The organism is Methylobacterium sp. GC_Met_3, assembly GCF_026540775.1.
Classification (GTDB): Bacteria; Pseudomonadota; Alphaproteobacteria; order Rhizobiales; family Beijerinckiaceae; genus Methylobacterium.
Genome location: NZ_JALNUL010000009.1, coordinates 1 through 25,395, shown reverse-complemented (window position 1 = coordinate 25,395; position 25,395 = coordinate 1). Strand labels below are relative to the sequence as shown.

Here is a 25,395-nt window from a genome sequence, read left to right as displayed (position 1 = left end):
CAAGATGCTTCGTGATGTGTTCGTTCGGGGCGGTCATGCCCCCGACGATAGATTGTCTGACGGGTGCGTACAGAGCCGCCGCTATCTCCGCGCGGCAAAGCAGCTTCGAGGATCGCGCGGGCCGTCAGGGCGGCCTAGAACGCACGGTAGGGCAAGGTCCCATCTGTCACGCCGCTCGCCCTGTGCGACCACGATCAGCGCCCCATCGGCAAGCGGTTGCTGAAGCTCCTTCGCCTCAAACCGCGGCGCAGAGAGCCACGTCGCCCATTCCTCTGGCTTCGTGAGGATCACCGGCATCGCCTTCGGGTGAACCTCGCCGACTTCGGCGTTCGGGTCCGTCGTCAGGTCGGTACATAAAGATACGCAAGTTCTTGGGGGCCGAGCAGAACCGCCAGGACGGTGGTCAAGCCTTGGAAGCGTCGAGGGGAGCGGCGGAAGTCTCATGCCCGTACTGAGCAGGCTCGGCGGCCGTGCGGGCCTCATACTTGTCGGCGACGCTCACGATCATCCGTAAGGCATTTAGGTGCGAGGTCGTGTCGAACTTCGTCGATGCAAACGCCGGGGTCTTGTCGGCCTCGAAGAGCTTCCATTGCGACCGAGGGCCGCTCGGCCTCATGTCGATAGCGTAGGCGAGCAGCCGGTCGCCGCGAGTCGCACGGATAACTTGGCCAAGTGGACTGAAGGTCGTCTTGATCGGGGGCTTGCTCATCGCGGTTTACTCTCTCAAACACCGGGCGACGACTCAACCCAAAAGTGGGGGAAATGCGCGGTTTACAACCCTCAGGGGCAGGGCGGCGATCGTCAGGCCGACCGGGCTCGCGACGAGCATCATTAGCGCCGCCGGGATCGCGTGAGGGGTGACGAGCGGGAACGCGAGCACGGCCTTGCCGAGGCCGAGCAGCGAGGCGTCAATCGCCCCCAGGACGGCCCGAGAGTTTTAAGGGCCCGCGGCCATGGCGCGAAGCCGCCCCACGGGGCTCTAATTGACGGCCAAACGTATCCGGCTGTTTGGAGCAAGCCCCGGCGGATAGCGATACCTGAACTCGCCCTGACCCTAGTTCTGCCGGCCCTGAGTCAACCCTCCCGCTGCAGGGACCGCGCGATCACGATCAGGGCTCCGTCCGCAAGCGGGCGCTGAACTGACCTCGCCTCGGGCCACGACGCAGAAAGCCATGTCGCCCATTCCTCCGGCTTTGTGAGGATCACCGGCATCACCTTCGGATGAACCACGCCGACCACGGCTTCCGGCTCGGTCGTCAGGAAGGCGAACAGGTCGTCGGTCGTCTCGCCGTCCTTTACCTTGCGCACCGAGGCCCAACCCTCGACCCGAATGCCGGAGAAGTACGTCAGAGGGCGATCCCCAGCGAGCGCGAACCACACGGGCGGGTACGATCCGTCGACGGCCTTCTCGTTCTCGCTGAAGCTCGTGAGCGGCACGAGGCACCGATGCTCGGGCGAGAGTCAGCGGCGCCAATGCGGCGAGGCCGTGTTTCTCACGTTCGTGACGCCGGGGTCGACCTTCCGACCCTTCAGAGCGAAGGCAGGGGACGGCAGACCCCAACGCATCGTTGACTGGGCGCGGACGCCGTCGTGCATGCGGACGATCGGCGCGGCGGTGTTCGGGAAGATCCTCGGCAGGGGCGGCAGATTGCCGGTCTGGTAGCGTTCGATCCCGAACGCCTTTCCGATCTCGGACTGCGGGGCTCGAAGGCTGGTTTCAAGGGCCATAGCGGCCAAGGCCTAACCTATTGTTGCGGTTTGCCGAGCCGGTATGAGATCGTATGCGAATGATCATTCGATCCAACGCAGTTAGTTGCCTTCAAGATCAAGATCGCGGCATTGTGGCTGGCTAATCGTTCGTCGCACGGAGCGGCGGCCGCACCTCTCAGGATCGAGCAGCCGAAGTGAGCAGCACCAACAATTCTTCGAACATTCAGAAATTTTTGCTTGATACTCCTCTATATACTCCAATAAAATTATCCTTTCCTTCAGAAGATGTGAACGTTTTATATTCTAAAAGTAAATCTAAAGCCGATGGACATTGTCCTTACTGTCACAAAACAACAACATTCACGATCAAAGGGCACTATTTGTCGAATGACATGGCGTGGTCGAATATGGCTAATAGAGTATCGAGAAGTGATACCGTTAAATTGACTTGCGCTAGAGACGATTATCATGTGCTAGATTTTATATTTATGATCAATAATCTTACGGTTCAAAAAATAGGTCAATACCCATCTCTCGCTGACATTGCGAACGATCAAAGCAAAAACTACAAAGGATTATTGAATAAGCAAGATAGCAGCGAATTTCATAAAGCTATTGGGTTAGCGGCCCATGGCGTGGGCATTGGATCGTTTGTTTATCTGAGAAGAATTTTTGAGAGAATAATTGAAAACAGATTCAATGACCGGAAGGACGAACTGTATTTCGAGGAAGAGGAATTTCGTGCGAAAAGAATGTCTGAGAAAATTGAAGCTCTTCATGAGCATTTACCCGCTTATCTGACTAGTAATTCTAGGATTTATTCGATTATGAGTCCCGCTATTCATGAACTAAGTGAGGAGACATGTCTGAGTTTCTTTCCAATAATCAGGCAGTCCATTATTTTTATACTTGAAGAAGATAAAAAAATTGCTGAAGAACGCCGTGAAAGGGAGGATTTTGCGAAATCAATTAGAGATTTTGAAGCTTGGGAAGCTAAACAAATAAAAGACGGCAATCTATAATGAAGAAGTTGGCGAGAAAAAATGGATTGCAGCAGCTATCAATCGGGGGAAATGCCCTGCGGTCATCAGGGAAGTCCGCCGGGTCGCCGTAGGAGCTACGACCAGCGATCCCTGCTATTGTCGCGATAATCCGTTATACAGCCTTCTAAATTACGGGTGCCATCTCCGTTGGGAGCAAAGGTCTTCTGAATACGCTCGCCTATGAGCTAGGGAACGCCCGGTTGGTTGAAGCCGCCAAGCGGTGAGACGCCGATCGCCCCCAGGAAGGCCCGTGAGCTGCTTTCGGCCCCAAGAGCGGCAATCTCCCCGCCGCCGTCGCGCGAACTCGCCCCATAGGGCTCTAATCGACGGCTAAACGTATCGCGCGCTCGCGGCTGATGTTGAGGGCGCCCGACTATCGGTTTCGTGCGACCCGAGCCGCGTCGAGGATCGCACGGGCCGCCAACTCGTCTTGATCGACAACCGACTTCGGGGACGGCGCACGGGTCGGCGCGCGAAGCGAGGGAAATACCGGCTCCCGCAGATCCATTCCTTCGGTGTATTTCGCGATCAGTTCCATGGCCGAGAGCTTCGGCACTGGAGGCGGCGTCGGGGGCTTGGAGGCCGGCGCTTGCCGGGTCAGGGTCGGCGGCGAGACGATGGTGGCCTTGGGTGAAGCCGGGCCGGGCTTCGCGGCGGCGGTTCTCTGAGCCGCGCGCCGAGCCTCGATTTCTTCGATCAGGTCGCTACGGACGATCGCTCGGAGCGCGTCGACGCTCACAGGCGGCGGGAGTCCAGCCCTGGCGCGGTCGTCGCACGCCTTCTGAAGCCGGCGCTCGACCTCGATCCGCATGTCGCTCTCAAACATTTCTCGTTCCTCGACTTCGATCATGCCGGCACGCCGACGGTGCTGAGAGCGCCGGGCGTGCCGTTGGGCGGGCGATAATGCCGCGACTAAGCTTCGCGCGGCCAATGCGACTTGCCGCCGATCCGGCCGGGAGGAAGGCGGATCTCGCCGAGCAACGGAAGGTGGTTGTCGGGCCGCTTCCGGCCGGGGCGGCGGACCTCGCGCGTAATCGTCCGAGTCGGGTAGATCGATTCCATCGATCCGTCCTTCGAGCGCCGAAGCTGAGTGGCACGGCTCCATTCATCGCCGACCTTCTCCTGAAGCTCGTCGACGTACTCGACCCGATCCGGATCTTGCTTGCCGGGCTGGAAGCGGAAGCGGCGGTCGATCGAGGCGATCGCCTCGTCGCGCCGGCCCGCTTCCTTCAATGCGCGGTTGGTCTCGCTGACCTCCCGATCGAGGGCTTCCTTCGCGGCCAGAACGGCGGCGAGTTGCGCGGCGAAACCATCATAGGCGGCGAGCAGCTTCGCGCCCTCGGACTGAGCCTTGTGGTCTGCCGCCGCGCGGCGTGCCGTAAGGGCGGCGGTCGCCTCGCGGGCGAGAGCGTCACCATGCGCCGCTTCAAGCGCCCGAACCGCGTTCTCGGCGGTCTCGACTTCTGCCTGCGCCAGGGTGGCGTCGGACTCGGCGGCCACGATCCCGGTCGGATCGAGGGCATCGCAGGCAGCCCGGCGCTTTGCTGCAGCGGCCCCAACGCGAGCCTTCGCCGAAACGAGGGTTCCGCGCCGGATCTCGATCTCGGCGACGATCTCGTCAGATGCGAGGGGGACAGCCGAACGTGCGCGGCGCCCAAAGACGGCATCGAGAATACTCACGAGCGAAGTCCTCCGTCGACGGCGGGGTGATCGCTGCCGGCGCCGCGCACGAGCAGGCCCGAGTCGGGCGAAGCAAGCTCGGCTGAGACCTTCGCGATCGTGGCAGTCGCGCTGGCGATCCGGCGACGAAGCTCGGCCTTGTCGGATGCGACGATGAACTCGCGCCCGGCGAGCGCCTTCGCGGCCTTGTCGAGGTCGCTTGCAACCCAAGCGAGATGGCGTGAGGCTGGTTCGACGGTATGGTTCGGGCGCGGCGTGCCGGCCTTTGCGGGGCGGGGTGAGAGAGCGTTCACGCGACACCCCCGACGGTGCGAGACTTTAGGAACTTCACGAGTTCGATATTGGGGTAAAGAGCCTTGCGCTCGCTGAACCGAACAACGGCCGGGCCTTCGTCCTTCCGCTCCCTCTCGCGCAATGTCGTGACGCTCACGCCGAGAAGGTCAGCGACTTCAGCGTGCGTGCTGTAGTCTTTGAGAATCGTTTCGGGCATATCAAGGGCTCGCATCAGTTGTTTTCGATGACGCGAGTAGACCCATCCTAACTGCGCTTGTCGGGGCTGATCGAGTCGCTACTCAGCAGTCACGCCAAGAACGGCCGGGCCGGCAATCCTCTCTTTTAGAGCCTTCTCTAATGGGGCGGATCACTGACTGAGCTCGACCCGAGCGAGCCCGACATTGCTTTTGGCCTCTGCGATCTGGGCCTCGGTTACCTGGAAGTCGGCTATGTCCGCCTCTCGGAACTCCTGACCGTCCGTGGCAAGCTCGGCCTGCCGATTCGGCGCGACCTTTGGTTCAAAGCCAAGGCGCCGCTGTCTGCTGACGCCGCCGAGCCCATCTTCGAGGTACCTACCCCGGAGGCAGCCTCATGACCCCCTCCGCCCGCCGTTGGAGGGTCGCAGTGACTAGCTGAGATGCCTGAAGGATGCCCGTCGAGGCCCCGGATCAGGCCGCGGCCGAGCAGCTCCGGGCCGAAGATCCGGATCAGGTCAAGCACCGCGAGAACGGCACCGACACCTTCATTGCCAATCCGCTCGCTTGAGCTAACGCATCATTGAGCCGCTCCATGGGGGGATTTCTCGGTGTGAGCTGTCCTGCACGCTCAAACTCGATTCTCCCAAAAATCTGGCGCCATCACAAAAATCAATCATTGACTAATCAGTCACGAATGGGCATATGAAGGTCAACAGGAGCTCATCATGCTGATCACGACGAGACACATGCACACCCGGATGAATCAGCGCGGCATCGACGGCGCCATGGTCGAGCTGGCCCTCACCCATGGTCGGTGCGAGCAGGACAAATACGTGCTCGACCGTCGAGAAGTGGACCGGCGCATCGGGGAGCTGGATCGCGAACGTGGCCTGCTTCTGAAGGTTCGTGACAAGGGTGGTGTGGTGGTCATCAGCGACGACGATATGCTGATCACCGCCTACGGACGGCGCTAAGAAGGAAAGTATAGAACATGACGCCGTTCGATCAGGTAAAGTGGTCGCTGCATGCAGTCATCCGAGATGCTGGCTTGAATTTATACAACTCCGCACCGTTCGCAGCCGTCTTGCTGGCCTGGTCGCAGGCGTCACCAGCGAGCCGGGGGGATCTCCTGCCATTCACTGATGTATCAGTCGATTACATGCTTGCCAAATGGGAGCACGCGGTCCGGACATTTGTGCCCGACCCGGTGGCCTCCGAAGTTAAGACCTTTTGGAAGCCCTTGGGGCAGACCGCTCTGGAGCAATTTCGGCGTGCGATGCTTTCAGCGCTGTCGCTTGGGCTAACCGCCGACGATCTAGCCACGATGATCCTAGAGATGGGTGTGGCCGAGTCGTGGACCTCCACACAGAGCGCAGCCCTGCTTGCCGGTTTGCTCCGGCCGGAGAGGCCGGCAGTCGCGCGATGTGGCCTGTCCTACGCCACGCAGGTGGCCTGGCAGCTCGCCCAGACAGGGCCAGTGCACCTCGACGTCGAAAACTTGGCTCTGGCTACCCTCATCCGCACCCTAGCACGCGCCTGTTCCAGGCCGCTTACGGTCGAGGTGCGCAACCTCTCCGACTTCAGCGGTGAGACCGCGCGAGCGCCAGAGTTCGGCCAAGCGCTGCTTTTTCCGCCGCTCGGCACGAAGATCAGCGCCACTGGTTCAACCGTGGGAGCGGTTGGTTTTCGGGCTGACGACACGCTGACCAGTGAAGCTTATGGGGCGCTCTGGGGCTCGCGCCTCGCGCAAGGCCGTTGTTTCGTGGTGGTTGGCAACGGCTTTCTCTTCCGGACGAACAGTCGGGAGGCCGCTCTCAAGCAGGTGTTGATTGAGCAGCATGGTTTGGTAGCCGTCATGGCACTGCCACGCGGCACCTACCCGCGCAGCAGCGTGGTCATGTCGGTCCTGGTGTTTGATCAGGCCGGCGCTGACGACCACACCACACGCGGTGTGCGCTTTATAGACGCTGCCGGGGTCAAGGATCCAGTACAGGCTCTCGATCTGCTGACGGCGGTTACGCCGAACCAACACGCCGCTGACATCCCCTATGCGCAGATCCGCGAGTCCGGGTTCAATCTCTCTGTTGACCGCTACGTCCTAGATCCTGAGGCGCAGGCCAGCCAGAACCTGTTGGAGAGTCGAGATACGGTCCGGCTTGCGGATGTTGCGGAGATCTTCCGGCCGCAGGCGCTGCCGAAAGCGTCCGGCGAACAGAGCATGATGGAGATCCGAGAGGCGATGCTAGCCGACATCCAGGACGGCTACCTGCACCCGCCACAGAGGATGGGACAGGCGCCGACAACGGCGACGCGTAAGATCGAGAGCACTATGCTGCGCGAGGGCGACGTGCTGCTGTCGGTCAAAGGAACGATCGGCAAGGTCGGGCTGGTCAGGGGTGACGTGGCCAACTGCGATGATGCAACGCCTGTTGTGCCCGCGCAGTCCCTTCTTATCCTGCGGCTGCGCAAGGGCGGCCCGATTAAGAGCCCGGAAGTGCTGGCTCGCTACCTCGGATCCCCGATGGTGCAGGCTCTGCTGCAGCGCCAAGCCGGGGGTACCTCAATCCCCAACGTCGCTATGGGAGACATCAAGGAGCTGCCTGTGCCTATGCTGGACCTCGCTGCCCAGGACAACATTCTCGACCTCGCGCGTGAGCACGAGCGGCTGCAATGTGAGATTGCCATACTCCGCCGCCGGATGGAAGATGTTCTGATAAATATCTCCAGCACCATAACTCAGACGATGGTATAAGATGATGTGTGAGAGATAAATGTGACACTGACGAATACAAAAACTAATTGTATGCATTATAAAATCATGTGGAGTTGGGTGAAGTGCTAATAGGAACAATTCGATCCCAGATCGATAGCATCTGGAGCGATTTCTGGTCCGGTGGCGTCTCAAATCCGCTGTCCGTCATCGAGCAGATTACCTATCTCCTTTTCATCAAGCGCTTGGATGAGCTCCAAACCGTTGAAGAGCGCAAGGCGTCGACCCTTGGGATCCCAATTGAGCGGCGCATCTTCCCAGACGGGAAAGACGAAAAGGGTCGTCTCTACGCTGACCTGCGCTGGTCGCGGTTCAAGTCGTTCGAGGCCCGCGAGATGTTCGCGGTCGTTGATCAGCACGTGTTCCCGTTCCTGCAGACGCTCGGCGGCGAGGGCTCATCGTTCGGCCAGCATATGAAGGATGCACGGCTCGGTGTGCCTACGCCGGCCCTCCTGGCCAAAGCGGTAGAGAAGCTCGACGCAATCCGCATGGAGGACCGGGATACCAAGGGCGATGTCTACGAATACATGCTCGGCAAGATCGCCAGTGCCGGTCAGAATGGACAGTTTCGGACGCCCCGTCACATCATTCAGCTCATGGTCGAGCTCACCCAGCCAAAGCCCGCCGACGTAATTTGCGATCCCGCGGCCGGCACCTGCGGCTTCCTGGTCGCAGCAGGAGAATACCTTCGGAAGAGACATCCCGAGGTCATGCGCGATCCGTCGCTACGCAAGCACTTTCACGAGAAGGCTTTCAACGGCTTCGATTTCGATCCGACGATGCTGCGCATCGGGTCGATGAACATGATCTTGCATGGTGTGGAGGACCCGCACGTTATCTATCGTGACTCGCTGGCCGAAGACCATGCCTCCGACGCGGGTCGATACAGCCTGATCCTAGCTAATCCACCCTTTGCCGGATCTCTCGACTACGAGGCTTGTGCCAAAGACCTGCAGCAGATTGTCAAAACTAAAAAGACAGAGCTGCTGTTCGTAGCGCTATTCCTCCGCCTCATGAAAGTCGGAGGGCGGGCGGCAGTAATCGTGCCAGACGGTGTGTTATTCGGCTCGTCAAAGGCGCATCAATCAATTCGTAAAATGATAGTCGAACAGCATAAACTTGAAGCCGTTATAAAATTACCTTCAGGCGTTTTTAAACCGTATGCGGGTGTTACGACAGCTATTCTGATTTTTACGAAAACTGGCGTCGGCGGTACCGACAACGTCTGGTTCTATGATGTTACAGCCGATGGTCGCTCGCTAGACGATAAGAGACAACTTCTTCTGCCGGAGGATAAATTCGGCCCAGTGCCACTAAATTCACTAAATGAAGAGGATCACGACAAAAATAATTTGCCCGATCTGCTTATGAGGTGGGAAGAACGGAACGATGCCGAACTTACAAGACCGAAAACCGGACAGAGTTTTTGTATTTCAAAGAAAGAAATATGTGACAAGAAATACGATCTATCGCTAACTAGATATCAAGATATTGATCATGTTGAAGAAATTGTTGTAGATGTACCAGCTATCATTGCGCGATTGAAAAGCGTAGAACTGAAGATATCTGTTGGTATAAATCAGCTTGAGGAATTGTTGTAATGGCTATGTCCTCTAGATCCTATAAGTTGGGCGATGTTGCAGAGTTTGTGCGAGGCATAACCTTCAAGCCGGAGGATGTTATATCCATCGACGAAGACGACGTTGTCGCTTGCATGCGCACAAAGAACATACAAAGGGATCTGGATATCTCCGATGTCTGGGGTTTACCATCTCGCTTTGTGAGGCGAAAGGACCAACTACTTCGTGTTGGCGACATTCTCGTTTCAACAGCAAACAGTTGGAACTTGGTAGGTAAATGTTGCTGGGTTCCTGAGCTGGATTGGCCAGCCACACTGGGGGGGTTTATATCTGCTCTTCGCCCTATCGGGGATAAAATTGACGGCCGTTATTTGTATAGATGGTTTTCCTCAGATATAGCACAGCCTCAAGTGAGAAAGTGCGCACGGCAGACCACCAACATCGCAAACTTAAGCATCGAACAATGCTTGAGTTTGGAAATACCCCTACCTATAATTTCTCAACAAAAACGCATTGCTAATATTTTGGATCATGTTGATGATCTACGAAGAAACCGCGCCGAGGCGATCGCCCTGCTTGAAGAACTACTATCGGCGCATTTTACCAACCTCTTCGGGGATCCGAACAATAATCCCAAAAAATTTCCTAGCGTTAGTCTTGGTGAGCTGATTATTGATGGTCCCACAAACGGGCTGTACAAATCGGCGGATTTTTATGGTGATGGCACTAGAATTATGCGTATCAACAACTTCTATGATGGGGTTGTCAATGATCAGTCGACGCTACGTCGCTTAGTTGTGAATACGAATGAGTTGGAAAAATATCGCCTTTGCCAAAATGATATTGTCATTAATCGTGTTAACAGCAGAGAATACCTTGGAAAATCGGCACTTGTTCCTGAGCTAGAGGAGAAAACAGTTTTTGAGTCTAATATGATGCGACTTCGCTTGGATAAAAGTAGAATAAGTCCCGTCTTTTGCATTAAATTTTTGCAGACAGCTTTCATCCGCAGGCAAATTGCAATGATGGGGAAAGATGCCGTCAACCAGTCAAGTATAAATCAATCTGATGTAAGGTCTCTGCAAATTATACTTCCTCCTATTGAACTTCAGCGTGTGTTTGAAGCGTATGTCGCCGCAAGTGATTCTATCAAAGAAAAGCAATTTGCGCACCGCGACGAGTTAAATAATGTTTTTACAGCTTTTCAGCAGAAATTCTTTCGCAATAGACATGGTTCAGAATATGCTGAAACTCAACTCTATCACGACGAGATGCCAAAGAGAGCTGCTGGTTAGATCATGACACAGTTTGAATACCTCCGCGCCGAGTTTCCTGACGTTTACGCTCATGCCGTCAAGGCTGAAAGCCTAGCGCAGACAGATCCGCGCGCAGCCTGCTTCTATGCTCGCCTCGCCCTCGAAGTGACGGTCAAGTGGCTCTACGACCATGACCGTAGCCTGAGGGACCCCTACGAGAGCACGCTGTCGGCGCGCATTCATGAGCCGACCTTCCGGAACTTGGTCGGCCCCGCTCTGGTCGCTAAATCGCGGATCATCAAGGACGTGGGCAATGCCGCCGTTCACGAGACCCGCCCGGTCGCTTTGGCGACGGCCGTCACGGCGCTCCGTGAGCTCTTCCACGTCGCCTACTGGCTAACCCGGACTTACGCGCGGGGCCAAAAGCCTGACCCTCAGCTTACGTTCTCGCCGGACGCCCTGCCGCGCACGGCGCAGGTTGCAACGGCCACGCTGCGACAGCTGCAAGAGATTGCACGCCGCTTTGCCGAGAACGCGAAGGCCCGTGAGGAGGCCGAGCAGCAGCGGCTCGTCAGCGAAACCGAACGCACGCGGCTTGAGGCGCAGATTGCCCAACTGCAGGCCGAAGTTGCTGCAGTACGCCGCGCCAACGAAGCCGCTGCAGATACCCACGACTACAACGAAGCGCAGACCCGCGATGCCTTCATCGATCTGCTGCTGCACGAAGCTGGTTGGGCACTAAGCCGGCCCGAGGATCGGGAATACCCCGTGACCGGGATGCCCAACAATTCCGGAGATGGGTTCGTCGATTACGTTCTCTGGGGCGACGACGGGAAGCCGCTCGGCCTCGTCGAGGCCAAGCGTACCCGCCGCGATGCTCGTGTCGGTCAGCAGCAGGCCAAGCTCTACGCTGACTGTCTGGAAGCGATGTTTGGCCAGCGCCCGGTGATCTTCTACACTAATGGCTACGATCACTGGGTGTGGGACGATGCGCGCTATGCACCCCGCCCCGTCCAAGGCTTTCTGACCAAGGACGAGCTGCAGCTGGCGATCCAGCGCCGGACCCTGCAGAAACCCCTCGCAAATGAGCCGATCGATCGGGCTATCGTCGAGCGCTACTACCAGGAGCGCGCCATCCGGCGTGTGACTGAGGCCTTCGAGCGCGACAACTCGCGGAAGACCCTGCTCGTTATGGCGACCGGCGCTGGCAAAACGCGGACGGTCATCGCCCTATGCGACCTGCTCATGCGCGCCAGCTGGGCGAAGCGCGTGCTGTTCCTGGCCGATCGGGTGGCGCTGGTCCGGCAGGCCATCAATGCATTCAAGAAATTTCTGCCCTCATCCTCACCCGTCAATCTGGTGACCGACAAGGATGCTCAGGGCCGGATCTACGTGTCGACGTATCCGACGATGATGGGGTTGATTGACGAGACTCAGAACGGCAAGCGCCGGTTCGGCGTGGGGCACTTCGACTTGGTCGTGATCGATGAGGCCCACCGTTCGGTCTACCGGAAATACGGCGCCATCTTCGACTACTTCGACAGCCTGCTTGTCGGGCTCACGGCAACGCCTAAGGACGAAGTTGATCGGGATACCTACCGGCTGTTTGCTCTGCAGCGAGGTATTCCAACGGACGCCTACACCCTTGATGAGGCCGTCGACGATGGCTATCTCGTACCGCCGCGCGCCATCTCCGTTCCGCTCAAGTTCCAGCGTGAGGGCATTACCTACGATGACCTGAGCGACGAGGAGAAGGAGACCTGGGACGCGCTGGAATGGGATGAGGATGGAAACATCCCGGACCACGTCGACCCAGGTGCTGTCAACAAATGGCTCTTCAACGCCGACACGGTCGACAAGGTGCTGGAGCACCTGATGACGCACGGCCTGAAGGTCGCCAACGGTGACCGGCTCGGCAAGACCATTATCTTTGCCAAGAACCGCGAGCACGCTCACTTCATTATCGAGCGCTTCGACACGAACTACCCACACCTGAAGGGCTCATTTGCGCGCGTTATCGACTACAAGACCGAGTATGTGCAGTCCCTTATCGATGACTTTTCGATCCCGGAAAAGGCGCCGCACATTGCCGTATCTGTAGACATGCTTGATACCGGCATTGATGTGCCGGAGGTCGTTAATCTCGTGTTGTTCAAAATCGTGCGCTCGAAGACCAAGTTTTGGCAGATGATTGGGCGCGGTACGCGCTTGTGTCCAGACCTTTTTGGGCCAGGTCGGCATAAAGAGTTCTTCTACGTCTTTGATTTCTGTCAGAACTTCGAGTTCTTCAATCAGAACCCTGAAAAGGTAGATGGCAGCACCGCAGAGTCGCTGAGCAAGCGGCTGTTCACCTCCCGAGTGGAATTGATCGACACCATCGATCATGCCGAATCCGCACGTGATGAACCTCATAAGGTGCTGCGGCAGGATACAGCCGTGCGCCTCCAGGCAGAGGTTACCGGGATGAGCGTCGACAACTTCATTGTACGGCCGAAGCGACGCTTCGTCGAGAAGTACGCGGAGCCTGCTGCTTGGGAAGGCCTGGACCTTACAGCGAAGACTGAGCTCATCGCTGAGGTAGCCGGCCTGCCGACTGCGCTCGTGGACGACGATCTGGAGGCCAAGCAGTTCGATCTGCTCGTGCTGCGCACGCAGTTAGCGCTGCTTCGACAACAAAAGGCTTTTGACGGCCTGAAGAGGCGCATCATCGAGATTGCCGGGCTGCTCGAAGAGCTGCAGAACGTGCCGATGGTGGCCGCGGAGTTGCCGCTCATTCTCGAGGTGCAGACAGACGATTATTGGCAGGACGTCCAGGCGCCGATGCTGGAAACGGTGCGCCGCCGCCTCCGAGGCCTCATCAAGCTCATCGAAGTCGGCAGCCGTTCGCTAGTCTACACCGATTTCGAGGACGAGATCGGGATGTCCTCAGGCGTTACGATCAACGGTGGGCCGATCGGGACCGATATGGGCCGGTTCCGTGCAAAGGCGCGGCAGTTTCTCAAAGACAATGAGAGCCACTTGGCGGTGCTCAAGCTCCGCCGCAATGACCCCCTCACCAAAACTGACTTAGATGAGTTGGAACGCATCTTCTCCGAGGCCAGTGTGGGATCAACTGAGGACATCAATCGCGTGCGCCAGGAGGGGGGACTAGGGATCTTTGTTCGCTCCATGGTCGGACTCGACCGATCAGCAGCCAAACAGGCGCTTGATGGCTTCTCCGCGGGCAAAACCCTCACAGCGAACCAGCATGAGTTCATTACGATGGTAATCGATCACCTGACCGCGCGCGGCGTGATGGACCCCCGCCTCCTTTACGCATCGCCCTTCACTGACCGAAACCCGCTCGGTGTCTCTGGCCTGTTTAGTGATGCTGAAGTCCACGAGCTCGTGAGCGTTCTGCGCGATGTGCAGGGGCGGGCAGCCGCATAAAGATCTCTGATAAAGTAGTAAGCTATTAAAATGGACAACTTAGGAAATCTGATGCAAGATTATGATCAATGGCTAGTGGATCGTGTTGAGAAAGCGGATGAGACTTCTGAGAGTATCCTGACTAACATGCATCTAACGGACGAGAGTTGGGGCTTCTACTGTTGGGGTGATGCGCCAGGCGGTATTGGCGGTGGGGTGGGAGTATTTTACTGGTTCCCAAATCTGCCTAAGCTATGTGGATTTCTGGCCGAGCATGGGGCTTTCATATTCCCAGTAAGCGGCCGCAAGGACATGCGGATCGTTGCATCTGAAGTAAAGATTGCTGCGAACAAAATTATCAATGAAGATACTGCTACAGCGGTAACTGATCAAATAAATACTGTTCTCAAAGGTGAAGCGCAGTTTGAATGGATCGGTCGATACGTCGATCTTCTGGCCGGAAACGGCGAGTTTCCCCGCCGACTGAGATCTCAATTCCGCGGCGGTGAGAATGATTACAGCTCGATTGAGGCCAATGAACGGCCGGAGTTCGACGACTTCCTTGCAACCTATGGGGTTTAAGCTTGGTTGGCGGTGAAATGAAATTTCTCATAGTGTGCAGTAAACGACTGTTCTCCTGGTGATCGATTGAACCGCAGGTCCACTGGCGAAACCGGCTGGAGCTCTGTCGGCTATTCAAACTTCGGCAAACGAGCGCCCCTAATGGTGGTAGCGGCGATGCTTGTGTGTCCGGTATGGCGCATCGCGCTACCGAAACCAGCTAGACGGCTTTCGGCCAGAATCGGCCGCCGCCGACCGCCCATGGGAATGGCTCAGATGGGTGGATATCTGCCAGTCCGCTTCCGCTGAAACATGAAGCGGAAGCGGAAGCGGACGGTCGAGGATTCGTGTCAGGCCGCTGCCCAGGCAACCGCATCAGCGCCAGCTGGCAGTCGCATCGGGCAGGCCGGGGTCGATCGCCGCGCGCCAGCCGAATGCAGCTGTAGGAGAGCGGCGGCTCAAGGACACTTGGAAGGCATGAGCTGTCGGCGGAACGCCTTTTGATACAAGCTTCCGCACATCTCACGCGGCTGACTGCAGTGCCATCGTGAGCCCGGCCTCAGTGGTCTCGGCGTCGCTTTCGACGTCCAGCCCCTCCTCGGGGACATTGCCGGTGTAAGCGGTCCTGCCCATCGCCTGCGCGATAATCTCAAGGAGCGCCTTCTGCCGACTCTCCATGAAAGCCTCGAAATTGTCGCTCCTGAGCTGCGCCGGATCAATCAGGTGGGAGCGCAGATGGCCGTCGAGCGTTGCGCCCGCGATCGATGGGGCGGTGCTGCTGCCCTTCTCAAGTTTGGCCAGATACTCGGATGGCGCCGCACCGCCGATGATCCGGTTAGTGCGATCCGACAGCGGCGTCTTGTTGATGATGGAGTCGTAGACGGCTGGACTGATGCCGTTGCTCTTGCACCAGGCCTGCGGAAAGATGTGGTGGATGTCGACATTCTCGCCGAAGAACACGGTGTGATCAAATTTCTGGCCGGAGCGAAAATCCTCGGCGCCTTTCCGCATCAGGAGCGCGTTCACGCCTTTGTAGGCGGCTGAGAGGCGCATCCGCATGGTCTTAAGGCGGTCGGCGCGAAAGATCGTCTCGCTGACCGTCGATGGCGCCTTGCCACCCCTCAGCCAAACTGGCACCTCGACGAAATCGCGGGCGATCCGGGACTCGACAGTCGAGCCGTACAGCTCGCCGAAGACGCCGTTCCAGTACCATTGGAACAGCTTTGCCCGGTTGGCCTCGTGCTCCCAGGCGTCGCCGATATCTGCGAGGATCGTCGCCAGCGGCACGATCTGCGACTGATAGGGCAGGTCGAAGATGCGGTAGATGTGCAGCATGTGCAGGAACTTAGCCGCCCGGACGAAGCCGGCTTCCACCTGCGTCTCGTAGCGGATGTAGGCCTCCAGAGGCAGATCGAGCAGGGCTTGGCGATTGCCGGAGACCGCGGGCAGCTCCTTGCCTTCCTTGCCGGCCTCGACCGCCGCCCGACGTCTATCGCGCGTGTAGAAGAGCGACACCGCCTGCAGGAAATCGGTGTTCGATACCCCGGCCAGGATGCCTTTTTCGGTATCTGCCAAACGCAGTGTATCTACCAGGCGGCGGTGCCGCCCCTTGGTCTTCTCGTCGCCGTACCAGTCCTTGCGCAGCTCATGGCCGGAGGCTGCGTACATGGCTGTAACTAGCTCGAAGGCATCGAGTGCCTTGCCGCCGGTGTTCACCTTCTCGAAGACGACGCAGACCGCCTCCTTCGAGGTCGAGCGATCGAGGGCGATCACCGGCACGCGGTAGTGTTTGAAGTTCTCGAGTACTTCCTTCTTAAAGGTGCGGAAGGCGGCCTTGACGGCCTTGTGCTCGTCACCGGCCCAATACTCATCGAAGCCGTCCTGCCAGCTGTCCCAGTCGAACACCTGGCATACCGGGTACATCAGATTGGCGTATTCCTGCTCCGCCGAGGAGAGATCCAGCTCGCCCGCGCGACCGAAATCGCCGTGCTCAATCCGGTTCTCGGGCATACCAATGATGGCTTCTTCGCGGTCCGTGTCAGCGTCGAGCGCCTTGCGGATGTCGATGTAGAACCAGCGTTTGACCCGCTTCTTCTTGGGGGTGACGGTCTCCACCACCTTCCCACGCAGCGTCACTTGGTAGAGCGACGTCATGCGCTGCTGGCCGTCGAGCAGGAGCGATTGCGGAACGACGTCATGCGCTTCCGTTGGAGCGCCCTCGACAGGACGCGGCTTAAAGTTCACCGGCCCGCCCGTGTCGAGCGACATTAAGGCGCCGATCGGAAACGCCTGGGAGATCGAGGCGATCACGCTCTTGATACGGTCTTCGTCCCACACCCAGCTACGCTGAAAATCCGGGAGCTGGATGACGCCCCGGTGGCAGTCATCAAGGACCTTCGGTAGGTCTACAGGATTGGTTTGAAACGTCGATCCTGGCATGTTGTCTCCACCCTTGGTTGAGGCGAGTTTTCCCCAGCGGCACCTCACACTCAAGCAAAAAGGCTGGAGGCCGGTGTCGCATGGGCCGACGGGCGCCCCTCGCGGGGACTGGCTGTCGCCGATGGCCCAGCCACCATACGGTTAACGCTTCTAACCGTGTTTGCTCGAGGGCTGGGGAGCGGCTGCTTTCGCGAAGCGGAGACAACGGTCCTGGTGGCTGGGTTCGGTCGCAACCATCCGGTCAGCTTTTTTAATACGGCATACGGAGCAGACGGGCACCTGTCAGCCAAGGGCAGCTATCGGACCCCGCTCGAACTGCCGGCCAGCGCAAGCTGTGAAGATTGCGAAAAATTCTGTCTGGGAGTCAGAAATCTAGTAAAATTCTGTTGTATTTGGCGGAAGTCTGAGCTCGCGCGTTACCCTCAACCGGTACCCCCGTGGAAGGACCCAAACCCTATTTTGCAGTTAAGAAGGTTTGCAACGCTGTTGCATTAGCGGATCGTCTGCCGAACAAGTTCTCAACCTCGATCGCATCAGGCCGCATCGAGCAGTTCATCGCAAAGCATTCAGCGCGCTCGGCGAGGAGACGCCCGACCCACTCGAAGGACGGCCGCACCCACGCCCCGCCAGCCGGTTCGCCTTGGCCCACTCGACAGCCTATGCCGCCTCGAACCGTTCATTGCCGAAGTCGAGCGGAAGCCCATCGTCATTGACCTTGCGATCGACGAACTGCTGATCGCCTTCGTTCATAGCTGCAAGCGGCAAGGCCGCCCGTTCAGTCGCGTTCGCGGGCCGTCCGAGCCGAGCTTCGACGCGAGCCCATACGTCGTTTGGCGAGGCATGTTCGTTCTCGTTCATCGAACGAACTACAGCCGAAACTAGCACGCGATCCACGGGGCGGCCTTCGCCTTCGACCACGACTTCGGCCACGCCCTCGAAGCCCCTCGCGATAAGCCAAGCATCGAACGCCGCCGCCGTTCGAGGGCCGGTGGGGAGTAGGTGGGCCACAACCTCGGCCTTCCCCTTACGCCGGAAGGTTGCCCGCAAACTCCGGGGATTTCCCCTATTAGAGTCCCATATAGGAGAAACCCCCGAAGTTTCGGCCACACGACCACGGGCTTGATCTTCCGAGAACCGCCCCGGCCACGCCTTGAGGATATCGGCCCGATTCTCGAACAGCACGCCGTCGGGGATCAGGTCCGCCCAGGCCCCCGGCGCAGCGTCGGCCCACTGCCGAACCTCGTCGACCTCGATCGGCAAGGGCTGATCGTTCAGGATATGAACCTCCCACGGCTCTATGCCATCTCGCCACACGGACCGCAGGCGGCCGATCGCCTGCAACGTCTCGCCTTCGTTCGAGCGAAACCGCAGCATCTCCACCGACGGGTCGGGGTGAAATTCCCGCTCGACTACGTGCGTCGACCCGTCGACAAGCCGGATCGCGCCAGGGACGCGCTGAAGCCAGGGTTCGCCGCGCGGACCCGTCGGTAGGGCCTGAGCCGGAATGCCCGTCAACACGCCCGCATCGGCCTCTAACGACCGGCTCGGGACGCCATGGCGCCCGACGACAATGAGGGTCGCCGCCTTTCGCCAGCGGTCAATTCCCGACACGTTACCGAAATGCTCGAAATCCACGTTCGCAAGCCAATCCGTATGGCCGCGAAGCCAAGCCTCCATTTTGCCGGACGCGATGACGACGACGGTCCGAGGCCACGCCCTTGCGGCCTCGCGGAGGATGTAGCGGTGCACCCCCTCGCGGTTCCGGCGGCCATCGGCTGTCGGCTTGTCGCTCTTCAGCCCGAGTTTGTTTGTCGAGGTCGGCGCGCGCACAACCTGAATTATCCGCCCGTGAGGGTTTCGGTCGACCGCGAGCATGGGCGCGACCTCGACCACGACATCCCGCCCGAGCGCTGCTTCGACATACGCCCTGCCGACCGGAGTCGCGTCGGTCAGCAAAACCGGGCCGGTGAGCCAGCTGTCGTGAATGCGCTTGAGGGAGCGCCACTCGACACCAGCCCCCTTCGTCTTTCCGTCGAGCACGATCTTCATGCGCCCGCTGACCGGAACGTCATGGCGAAGGAACTCGGCGATCTCCTGCCAAAGACCGGACGCGGCCATCGTCTCGCCGTTCACCTTGGCGGCCTCTTTGGCGACGACGGCCTGCTGGCGCGGGTCCATCCCCGGAAACATGCCGAACGTGCGGACGCGCCGCCGCTCTGCCCTCGCGGCCCCGCTGGCGCCTTCGGCCGTGATCCGGGCACCTGTTAGGGTCTGGCGGGCAAGATGCCCTTCAGGTGAGCCCCTGAGCGCCTTCACGAGCTTCGATCGCATGTCGGCGAGCCTCGCCGAAAGCGCGGGGTCGTTCTCGACCTCCGTCGGCATATGGGCCAGCACGTCCACTCCGAGCCGCTGAGTTTCGTTTACGCTAGGGATGACGTTCAGGGTCTCGTCGATCACGAGACCGTTCGGGGCTTCGACGTGTTCCGGCCGAGGCGTGGCAAGACTCGAGTGTTGAATGTTCCACAAGTCTGGCTTGGCGGCGCGCTGTTGGATGTAGCCGCACGACCCGAAGTGCGGGCACCGGGAGCCGTCGCGCGCGGCACAAACCGTATCATAGACCGGGAGGCAGGCTTCCTCGGCCAGCTTCGCAGCCTCCGGCGCCCAACACATCAGACGACCTGGCATCTCGGGATCGGGAGCATGACGCCCCCGAAGCGACAACGCGGCGACGCCATGCCTATTCCGCAGGTTCTTCACGACCTGCTCACTAACCTCGTGACGAGGGAATGCCCCATAGACGCGAAACCCAGACCGCGACGCTGCGGCGCTCGCGCGTTCGAAGGATCGAGTCTTCCCCGCCCCCGTCTCGGCGCCGAGGCACCGCGCGGTCACGACGGGCGCAACGGGCTCGGGCGGCAAGGGCGTGAACGCCAGGCGCCCGCCGGAGCAGCCGCGCGCGTTCTCGGCAATGGCTTCGTCATAGGCCGCAATGGCCTCATCATATGCCGCACGCTTGTGACGATGCTCGACGACGGTCCGGCTCGCGAACTCGTCGAACGCCGATGCCAAGGACGCCTTGACCTCGGCGAGGGGGCGGCGTTCCGGCATCTCCGGCGGCGCTACCTCGCCCCGGCGGCTCGGCGCCTTCGATCCGGCAACAAGCTCGATGATCGGCTCGGCCTCGGGCAGGCTGTAGCCGATCCGCTCGGCGAGCCAACGGGCAGCGTCGTGCCGGTCCAGCCCGACAAAAACCTTCTCGACAACCTGAAGCGGCCGATAGCCCTGCTCGTTCACGAAGTCTTTGATGCCGGATGAATGAAAGCCGAGATTGGAGTCGCGAGCGGCTTCAGACTTTCCCGTGCTCGACGGCCGCCAGCGTGGGACTGCTCGCCAGCCTCCCGATTGCGGGTACGTCTTCGGCAAGCCGAGGTGAGGCACCCATGCGTCGAGGTTTGCGAGTGCGGCGTTGTTGAGGTCGTTGAGGTTGCCGCCAAAATCGCCGCCGGGCGCTAGGGGGGCGAACCCGGCGGGGCTCGACGCACGCTCGATCTTAACGGGTTTCGGGTCCCAACCGAAACGAACGAGAACGGACTCGATAATCTCAATACCGGCGACCGGGAACTCGGGCAGTTCCGACAGTGGCATGTCGAGAAGGGTGCGCTCCGTCGCCCAGGCATAATCGATGCCGCTCGGGTGCCGCGACGGAGGAAGCACGGTTTGCTTGCCCGTCGAGAGGAGATCGAGAAACCCGTGAAAATTGCGGGAGGCAACCGGCGTCGAGCCCTCTCGAAAAAAAGCCGTGATGCCTTTACGGCCCACCTTCATCACCGGCGAGGGCGGCAAGACCGCGAGGATCGCATCGACCATATCGTCACGGTCGATATCGACAGCGATTAACCCCCGGCCGAGCGCGACGCCGACTCCGGCGGCGCGAAGCCGCGACCAGCCAGCAATAATGTTCGGCGGCACCGGCTTTTTGCAAAAGCGATCCCAACCTCGCATCGCGCGGGGTTCGCCGTCGAGCCCGAGCGAGCCGGGGAATTTCGCGCCGGGGGCGATCGGCAGTGGCGAGTAGCCTTGAGCGACGAGCGCAGGGGCGGCCGAGGTAAAGGGGGACAAGGTGGCCAGCGCATCCGTCATAATGGTTAACTCAAAGTTGAGTCTGAGTTGGTATTTGTTTGCCGTATTGATTCTCGGAACGTCTGCTAGTTCCATAGAGAAGAATTTTGATATTAATCATACTAATTTACGGGTTGACCTCTAAATATAAATTGGTCGAAATATTTTCAACATTTCAATCACGGCACTCCAGCGCTTGCGATGCTGAAGTGCCGTGATATATTAGTTTATGATTGCATTAGTAGAAAGGGTTCATCCGGCCAGAAGAGCGACACAGCCGAAAAGAGTCGCTCGAAATAGCCTTGCTCGCCCTCGCTACGACGATGTGACCAAACCCAAAGATTTTGACGGTGTTTTGAAAAATCATAACGCGGGCGTTAAAATGACTAGCACTTTCAGCTTTTTCATTGAAACTTTGATGCGCCAAACGCGCCACCTCGCAACGGATATCATGCATTTGGCTGCCCTGATTTTTGCTCATGATGCTATCCGCCCGCACCGATTCCGTATAATACTTAGAAGTGACACCAAGATACATGTGCGTCAGGGACTCGATGGTTTGCGAGTATGCTTCGATAGAAGATTGATGATTCATAGTTCAACTCCGTTGATTTGTTTTTCCATTACCCCGTCTCGGGTGATGGGGCGACGAGTCCTTGACCAAAAATTTCGGCCATGACTCTGAGAGCCTTCGCGGCAAGTCCGGCATCGGTCAGACCGATATCCACGCCGTCGCATCCTTTTGCGGCCTGTTCCTCGAGGTACTCGGCCAAGCTGATCACTTCTTCGCGCTGTGCTTCATTCATGGGCTCCCCCTCGGCGCACTGGCGTGCGTCCATATTGCGCCCGGCGGGATGCTCGGGCCGTCAAAATTTTGTAATGTTAGATCTCTGCAACGCGCTGCGGATCAATTGATAGATCTAATGTGCGATATTGGCAATTGTTAAATTAAATGGATACTGTCAGTTATATCCGTCGTATCAGTAGATATTGGCGGATATAAATGATCGAGGGCAGATTACGCCAGCTGCGACGTGCTCGCGACCTTCTCTGATATCCGAGACTGCGCCCATGCGTCGAGATCAGCAGCGGCGTAGACCGGGAAGCGTCCGAGCTTCCGATACAGCGGGCCGCCGCCAAGACAGGCGAGCTTTGCCAAGGTCGCCGCCGTTCCAACCCCATACCGCCCCTTCAGGTACGCGGCGGCATCGTTGCGACGAAGGAAGCTTTCTGTGGTCGTCATATCCAGTCATCCCCGGTAAGGGCCGCGGTGGCGCCCGATGACCGTTAATGTCTCACGCTTCCTCGGACGCGTCACGAAAAGTGTAGTCCGGTTTAATCGCGAAATTACACATCATGGCCCCAGGCGTCAGCATGGCCGATCCTTTCGGCCTCACTGACCCTCGCAATGGCCTTCTCGACCGTGCTTCGCGTGATCTTGGCCTTCAATCCCACTACTTTTAAGGCGCGTTGCCGGCTCATGCCCTTCTCGATCAATTCTCGAAAATGTCGAGTGACCTCGATATACTGCTCCGGCGCAGTGGGCGGCTTGCCGCGGCGCCGCCGTACAAGTGCTTTGACTTGGAACTCACTCTCAGCTTTCTCGTCAAAAACATCGGCTAGCCAGCTTCGTACCTCGCGGGCTAGCGGGGCGTCGCTTCGGAGAAGCTCGACCAGAATGCCGAAGTTTTGCTCGGCGCCCGGCCCAATTCCCTCGCCTACCCAGGCCGGCTTCCCGCCGATCATAGGGGCCGAGAAGGCGCTTTCACGCCCTTCAATGGTGGCAAAGAAGCCGGCCCAGTTCGGTGGAAGTTCAGCCATCGTTCGCCTCGCGGGCGGCGGTTTGAGTCGGAGCACCCATCGCCGCCGCGATAGCCTCTGAGATCGCGTCAGAAGCCCGCCTGAGCGGATCGTCGGCGAAGTGGCTGTATCGGGCCGTCGTGGCCGTCGAACGGTGCCCTAGTAATTTGCCGACGATCGTAAGGCCCATGCCCGACGCTGCTCCCTTCGACGCGTACGAATGCCGGAGGTCATGAAGCCTGACTCCGTCCAAATCGGCGTGGGCGGTGATGCGCGCCCATGGCTTCTTCAGGTCCGACCGGGGCCGGTCAGGATTGGCGCCCGCGATCACGTATCTGCCGGTGCGGGGGATGCTCCCGAGCACGGCGACGGCCGCGGCACCGATCATGATGCGTTTTGCGCCGGTCTTCGAGTCGGGAAGGTGAAGAAGGCCGTTTTCAAGGTCGACTTCGGTCCATCGGAGCCCAAGAATTTCACCGAGGCGGCAGCCGGTCAGCATTAGCAGGCGGATCGCCGCGACCGCGAACGGCGAAATAACTTCGCGCTGATGCTCGGCGTTCACCGGCCGGTGTTTTTCGGCCTTGCCCTCGTTGAACTGCCACGGGAGTCCGACCGTCTCGGCTTCGCGCAGGGTCTCGCCGAGGCGCTTCAGTTCGGGTTCCGATAGGAACCTCTCGCCCTTCTTGTCGTCGTAGAGCTTCACGCCCTGCCGAGGGTTGGCTGCGATGTATTTCCGTTTCACCGCATAGGTGAAGATGCCGCCGAGAAGCCGAGCGGTTCGCGTAGCGGTTCCCTTGCCGCCCGTGACCCGAGCCCGGCCTTGCTTGCCGGTCTTTACGTCGGCTTTGGTCTTCCCGTTCGCCACGTCCTTCACGAACCGCTCGATATCGGCACTCGTGACTTCACTGAGGCGCTTCCGCCCGAGCAACGGCTTGATATGGCGCTCGATCCGACCGCGGTCAGTGACGAGCGTGCTCGCCTTCTTCGTCTCGACGCCTTCGATCAGGTACTCGTCGCATAGCTGAGCGACGGTCATCTCGGCCCGCTGACGGGTACGGGTCTCGGCCACGTCTTCCCCAAGCTCGGCCTTCGCTAGGATCTCGGTTGCGGCTTTCCGAGCTTCCTCAACCGTGACCTTGCCGAACGCCCCGATCGTGACCTTCCGCACGGCCGCGTTCCGGCCACCGACACGATAGAAGGCGATGAAAGACTTCGACCCCGACGGCCGCACGCGGCAACCGAAGCCCGGAAGCTTGGCGCACCAAACGACATAGTCCGTGGGCCTGACCTCAAGCCCTTCGACGACCGACTTCGTGAGCTTCCGATCCGCCAACGCCCGAGCCTCCGGGTAGCACCGGGGTAGCACGGCGGGGGTAATTCGCCGCCCTTTACCGGAACTTCAGGCAAGGGTCATAGGTCTTAAGACACTGTTTCGTCAACGCAAATATAATTGGGGTAGCATGCGGAGAAACCATTCCCCTGCCCTCCGAAGGCAAAGGTCACACGTTCGAATCGTGTCGGGTGCGCCAATCTTCTCAATTACTTAGCACGGCCCGCGATGCACCCTCGACTGGATCGCGGAAGCGCTGCGGAAGCACGGGGTCAAAAACAGCCTCGCTTCGGCCTTTGGGCCGGCGGTGCGCTCGCCCTGCTGCTGGGGTGTGTTACGCCGGCGCTGGCCCAGGTTCAGCAAGAAGCCTTCAGCTATCCCGTCGGACTCGATCCCTACGGCGACAACTTCCTGGCGCTGCGCAGCCTACCGAGCGGCACCCAAGGCGTCCGCCTCGCGCGACTCGGGCCCGACACCCTTTTCACCGAACTCGGCCGCCAGGGCGGCTGGGTGACATCCAGCTGCCTTCCGGCCAGACCGGATGGGTGAGCGCCCGGTACGTCGGTTGCTGCCGCACGGTGGCGAGCGGTCGAAGCGCGCCCAGCGGATCCACCTCGTCGTCGTGCGAGGAGCTGTGGTCCGAGCGGAACGCGATCTTCAAAGCCGCGGGCTACTGCTTCCGCACCCCGCAAGCCATCCAGGCGTTCGGCAACGCGGGCTGTCAGTTCGACGACGAGGCGGATGTTCCCCTGTCGGCGCGCCAGCGGAAGCAGGTAGCTCAGATCCGAACGACTGAGCGTCAGTTGGGCTGCGCGCGTTGACGGGTTGGCTCACCGAGCACCTGAAGGCGAAGGGCTATCTGAAGTGAGCGACGATGCTCAGCCTGCTGGCGTGCGCGATGTTCTAAGCCTGTCGGTAAAGCTCGCCCAGCGGGTGCTTCACGCAAGGGACTCGGGGCAGGCGCTTTCCATGAATGAACTTGAGGCCGTCGTGAAAGCGGCAGAGTTTCTTCACGCGCGCAACCTACCCTGGCCCACAGTCGTGACTGAGGTTATCGACAACCTCGTCGCTCAGATGGAGGGCATCAGGGCAGCGTCGGGCGAAACGGAGATCGGCCTGCCAGCCGATCTGAAGCCATCCGCCGCCTCGTCGAGGAAGCCTTGAAGGCAAAGCGGCCCTGAAGGAGGCGTCTAATGGCCACCATCCCGGATCCGGAGATCGAGGACTCA

Annotated in this window: 22 protein-coding genes, 1 tRNA gene and 2 pseudogenes; 11 read left to right on the top strand and 14 right to left on the bottom strand. The window is 59.4% G+C overall.

The window, feature by feature from the left end:
* Positions 1 to 81: 81 nt before the first annotated feature.
* From OXS27_RS13690 to OXS27_RS13680, 3 genes and pseudogenes are all read right to left on the bottom strand, one after another.
* A complete protein-coding gene (locus OXS27_RS13690; protein WP_346732992.1) occupies positions 82 to 444 on the bottom strand; it encodes an SOS response-associated peptidase family protein in 363 nt (120 codons plus the stop codon).
* A complete protein-coding gene (locus OXS27_RS13685) occupies positions 404 to 709 on the bottom strand; it encodes a hypothetical protein (protein WP_267356670.1) in 306 nt (101 codons plus the stop codon). Before OXS27_RS13685 ends, OXS27_RS13690 begins: the two co-directional genes overlap by 41 nt.
* Positions 710 to 1,074: 365 nt before the next feature.
* Positions 1,075 to 1,728, bottom strand: a pseudogene (locus tag OXS27_RS13680) (SOS response-associated peptidase family protein).
* A gap of 176 nt (positions 1,729 to 1,904) precedes the next feature.
* On the opposite strand from OXS27_RS13680, the gene OXS27_RS13675 reads away from it, so the two are divergent.
* Positions 1,905 to 2,732: a hypothetical protein gene (locus tag OXS27_RS13675; protein ID WP_267356669.1), complete on the top strand. Its 828-nt coding sequence runs from the start codon at positions 1,905 to 1,907 to the stop codon at positions 2,730 to 2,732.
* A 394-nt stretch (positions 2,733 to 3,126) separates the two neighbouring features.
* Here the strand turns inward: OXS27_RS13675 and OXS27_RS13670 are convergent, their stop codons facing one another.
* From OXS27_RS13670 to OXS27_RS13655, 4 genes are all read right to left on the bottom strand, one after another.
* Positions 3,127 to 3,579 carry a hypothetical protein gene (locus OXS27_RS13670; protein WP_267356667.1) on the bottom strand — a complete coding sequence of 151 codons (453 nt, stop codon included), beginning with the start codon at positions 3,577 to 3,579 and terminating at the stop codon, positions 3,127 to 3,129.
* An 86-nt stretch (positions 3,580 to 3,665) separates the two neighbouring features.
* Positions 3,666 to 4,433, bottom strand: a complete 768-nt coding sequence (locus OXS27_RS13665; protein ID WP_267356665.1) for a hypothetical protein — start codon at positions 4,431 to 4,433, stop codon at positions 3,666 to 3,668.
* Complete coding sequence (locus tag OXS27_RS13660) at positions 4,430 to 4,726, bottom strand: hypothetical protein (protein ID WP_267356663.1); 297 nt, start codon at positions 4,724 to 4,726, stop codon at positions 4,430 to 4,432. Before OXS27_RS13660 ends, OXS27_RS13665 begins: the two co-directional genes overlap by 4 nt.
* Positions 4,723 to 4,923 (bottom strand): hypothetical protein, encoded by a 201-nt coding sequence (locus tag OXS27_RS13655; protein ID WP_267356661.1) that lies wholly within the window; start codon positions 4,921 to 4,923, stop codon positions 4,723 to 4,725. Before OXS27_RS13655 ends, OXS27_RS13660 begins: the two co-directional genes overlap by 4 nt.
* A 153-nt stretch (positions 4,924 to 5,076) precedes the next feature.
* On the opposite strand from OXS27_RS13655, the pseudogene OXS27_RS13650 reads away from it, so the two are divergent.
* The 7 genes and pseudogenes from OXS27_RS13650 to OXS27_RS13620 form a co-directional block, all read left to right on the top strand.
* Positions 5,077 to 5,301: pseudogene (locus OXS27_RS13650) on the top strand (DUF2958 domain-containing protein); the annotation flags it as partial.
* A 327-nt stretch (positions 5,302 to 5,628) separates the two neighbouring features.
* Positions 5,629 to 5,877, top strand: a complete 249-nt coding sequence (locus tag OXS27_RS13645) for a DUF4258 domain-containing protein (RefSeq protein ID WP_267356659.1) — start codon at positions 5,629 to 5,631, stop codon at positions 5,875 to 5,877.
* A 17-nt stretch (positions 5,878 to 5,894) separates the two neighbouring features.
* Positions 5,895 to 7,655 (top strand): N-6 DNA methylase, encoded by a 1,761-nt coding sequence (locus OXS27_RS13640; RefSeq protein WP_267356657.1) that lies wholly within the window; start codon positions 5,895 to 5,897, stop codon positions 7,653 to 7,655.
* An 83-nt stretch (positions 7,656 to 7,738) separates the two neighbouring features.
* Entirely contained in the window at positions 7,739 to 9,274 is a 1,536-nt protein-coding gene (locus OXS27_RS13635) for a class I SAM-dependent DNA methyltransferase (protein WP_267356866.1), read from the top strand.
* Between the two features lie 26 nt (positions 9,275 to 9,300).
* On the top strand, positions 9,301 to 10,548 hold the full coding sequence (locus tag OXS27_RS13630) for a restriction endonuclease subunit S (protein ID WP_267356655.1): 1,248 nt from the start codon (positions 9,301 to 9,303) through the stop codon (positions 10,546 to 10,548).
* Positions 10,549 to 10,551: 3 nt separating this feature from the next.
* Positions 10,552 to 13,938 carry a DEAD/DEAH box helicase family protein gene (locus tag OXS27_RS13625; RefSeq protein ID WP_267356653.1) on the top strand — a complete coding sequence of 1,129 codons (3,387 nt, stop codon included), beginning with the start codon at positions 10,552 to 10,554 and terminating at the stop codon, positions 13,936 to 13,938.
* 51 nt (positions 13,939 to 13,989) lie between these two features.
* A complete protein-coding gene (locus tag OXS27_RS13620) occupies positions 13,990 to 14,499 on the top strand; it encodes a hypothetical protein (protein ID WP_267356651.1) in 510 nt (169 codons plus the stop codon).
* A 501-nt stretch (positions 14,500 to 15,000) separates the two neighbouring features.
* Here the strand turns inward: OXS27_RS13620 and OXS27_RS13615 are convergent.
* The 7 genes from OXS27_RS13615 to OXS27_RS13585 all read right to left on the bottom strand — a co-directional run bounded on the left by OXS27_RS13615 (position 15,001) and on the right by OXS27_RS13585 (position 24,169).
* Positions 15,001 to 16,917, bottom strand: a complete 1,917-nt coding sequence (locus OXS27_RS13615; protein ID WP_267356649.1) for a DUF262 domain-containing protein — start codon at positions 16,915 to 16,917, stop codon at positions 15,001 to 15,003.
* Between the two features lie 657 nt (positions 16,918 to 17,574).
* Positions 17,575 to 21,132 carry a bifunctional DNA primase/polymerase gene (locus OXS27_RS13610; protein WP_267356647.1) on the bottom strand — a complete coding sequence of 1,186 codons (3,558 nt, stop codon included), beginning with the start codon at positions 21,130 to 21,132 and terminating at the stop codon, positions 17,575 to 17,577.
* Between the two features lie 142 nt (positions 21,133 to 21,274).
* Positions 21,275 to 21,631: a hypothetical protein gene (locus OXS27_RS13605; protein WP_267356645.1), complete on the bottom strand. Its 357-nt coding sequence runs from the start codon at positions 21,629 to 21,631 to the stop codon at positions 21,275 to 21,277.
* 28 nt (positions 21,632 to 21,659) lie between these two features.
* Positions 21,660 to 21,842 carry a hypothetical protein gene (locus OXS27_RS13600; protein ID WP_267356643.1) on the bottom strand — a complete coding sequence of 61 codons (183 nt, stop codon included), beginning with the start codon at positions 21,840 to 21,842 and terminating at the stop codon, positions 21,660 to 21,662.
* A gap of 212 nt (positions 21,843 to 22,054) precedes the next feature.
* Positions 22,055 to 22,279, bottom strand: a complete 225-nt coding sequence (locus tag OXS27_RS13595; protein WP_267356641.1) for a DNA-binding protein — start codon at positions 22,277 to 22,279, stop codon at positions 22,055 to 22,057.
* Between the two features lie 104 nt (positions 22,280 to 22,383).
* Positions 22,384 to 22,857, bottom strand: coding sequence for a hypothetical protein (locus tag OXS27_RS13590; protein WP_267356639.1), 474 nt, complete (start codon positions 22,855 to 22,857; stop codon positions 22,384 to 22,386).
* Positions 22,850 to 24,169: a site-specific integrase gene (locus OXS27_RS13585; protein WP_267356637.1), complete on the bottom strand. Its 1,320-nt coding sequence runs from the start codon at positions 24,167 to 24,169 to the stop codon at positions 22,850 to 22,852. Before OXS27_RS13585 ends, OXS27_RS13590 begins: the two co-directional genes overlap by 8 nt.
* Before the next feature lie 107 nt (positions 24,170 to 24,276).
* On the opposite strand from OXS27_RS13585, the gene OXS27_RS13580 reads away from it, so the two are divergent.
* From OXS27_RS13580 to OXS27_RS13570, 3 genes are all read left to right on the top strand, one after another.
* Positions 24,277 to 24,365, top strand: a tRNA-Ser gene (locus tag OXS27_RS13580).
* A 379-nt stretch (positions 24,366 to 24,744) separates the two neighbouring features.
* Entirely contained in the window at positions 24,745 to 24,987 is a 243-nt protein-coding gene (locus tag OXS27_RS13575; RefSeq protein ID WP_267356864.1) for a YARHG domain-containing protein, read from the top strand.
* A 43-nt stretch (positions 24,988 to 25,030) separates the two neighbouring features.
* A complete protein-coding gene (locus OXS27_RS13570) occupies positions 25,031 to 25,330 on the top strand; it encodes a hypothetical protein (protein WP_267356635.1) in 300 nt (99 codons plus the stop codon).
* The last annotated feature ends 65 nt before the right edge of the window (positions 25,331 to 25,395 follow it).

Coding starts and splice junctions, on each gene's coding strand:
- OXS27_RS13690 (WP_346732992.1), bottom strand. CDS start 444: ATGAGACTTCCGCCGCTCCCCTCGACGCTTCCAAGGCTTGACCACCGT.
- OXS27_RS13685 (WP_267356670.1), bottom strand. CDS start 709: ATGAGCAAGCCCCCGATCAAGACGACCTTCAGTCCACTTGGCCAAGTT.
- OXS27_RS13670 (WP_267356667.1), bottom strand. CDS start 3,579: ATGTTTGAGAGCGACATGCGGATCGAGGTCGAGCGCCGGCTTCAGAAG.
- OXS27_RS13655 (WP_267356661.1), bottom strand. CDS start 4,923: ATGCCCGAAACGATTCTCAAAGACTACAGCACGCACGCTGAAGTCGCT.
- OXS27_RS13645 (WP_267356659.1), top strand. CDS start 5,629: ATGCTGATCACGACGAGACACATGCACACCCGGATGAATCAGCGCGGC.
- OXS27_RS13640 (WP_267356657.1), top strand. CDS start 5,895: ATGACGCCGTTCGATCAGGTAAAGTGGTCGCTGCATGCAGTCATCCGA.
- OXS27_RS13625 (WP_267356653.1), top strand. CDS start 10,552: ATGACACAGTTTGAATACCTCCGCGCCGAGTTTCCTGACGTTTACGCT.
- OXS27_RS13620 (WP_267356651.1), top strand. CDS start 13,990: ATGCAAGATTATGATCAATGGCTAGTGGATCGTGTTGAGAAAGCGGAT.
- OXS27_RS13615 (WP_267356649.1), bottom strand. CDS start 16,917: ATGCCAGGATCGACGTTTCAAACCAATCCTGTAGACCTACCGAAGGTC.
- OXS27_RS13610 (WP_267356647.1), bottom strand. CDS start 21,132: ATGGAACTAGCAGACGTTCCGAGAATCAATACGGCAAACAAATACCAA.
- OXS27_RS13605 (WP_267356645.1), bottom strand. CDS start 21,631: ATGAATCATCAATCTTCTATCGAAGCATACTCGCAAACCATCGAGTCC.
- OXS27_RS13600 (WP_267356643.1), bottom strand. CDS start 21,842: ATGAATGAAGCACAGCGCGAAGAAGTGATCAGCTTGGCCGAGTACCTC.
- OXS27_RS13595 (WP_267356641.1), bottom strand. CDS start 22,279: ATGACGACCACAGAAAGCTTCCTTCGTCGCAACGATGCCGCCGCGTAC.
- OXS27_RS13590 (WP_267356639.1), bottom strand. CDS start 22,857: ATGGCTGAACTTCCACCGAACTGGGCCGGCTTCTTTGCCACCATTGAA.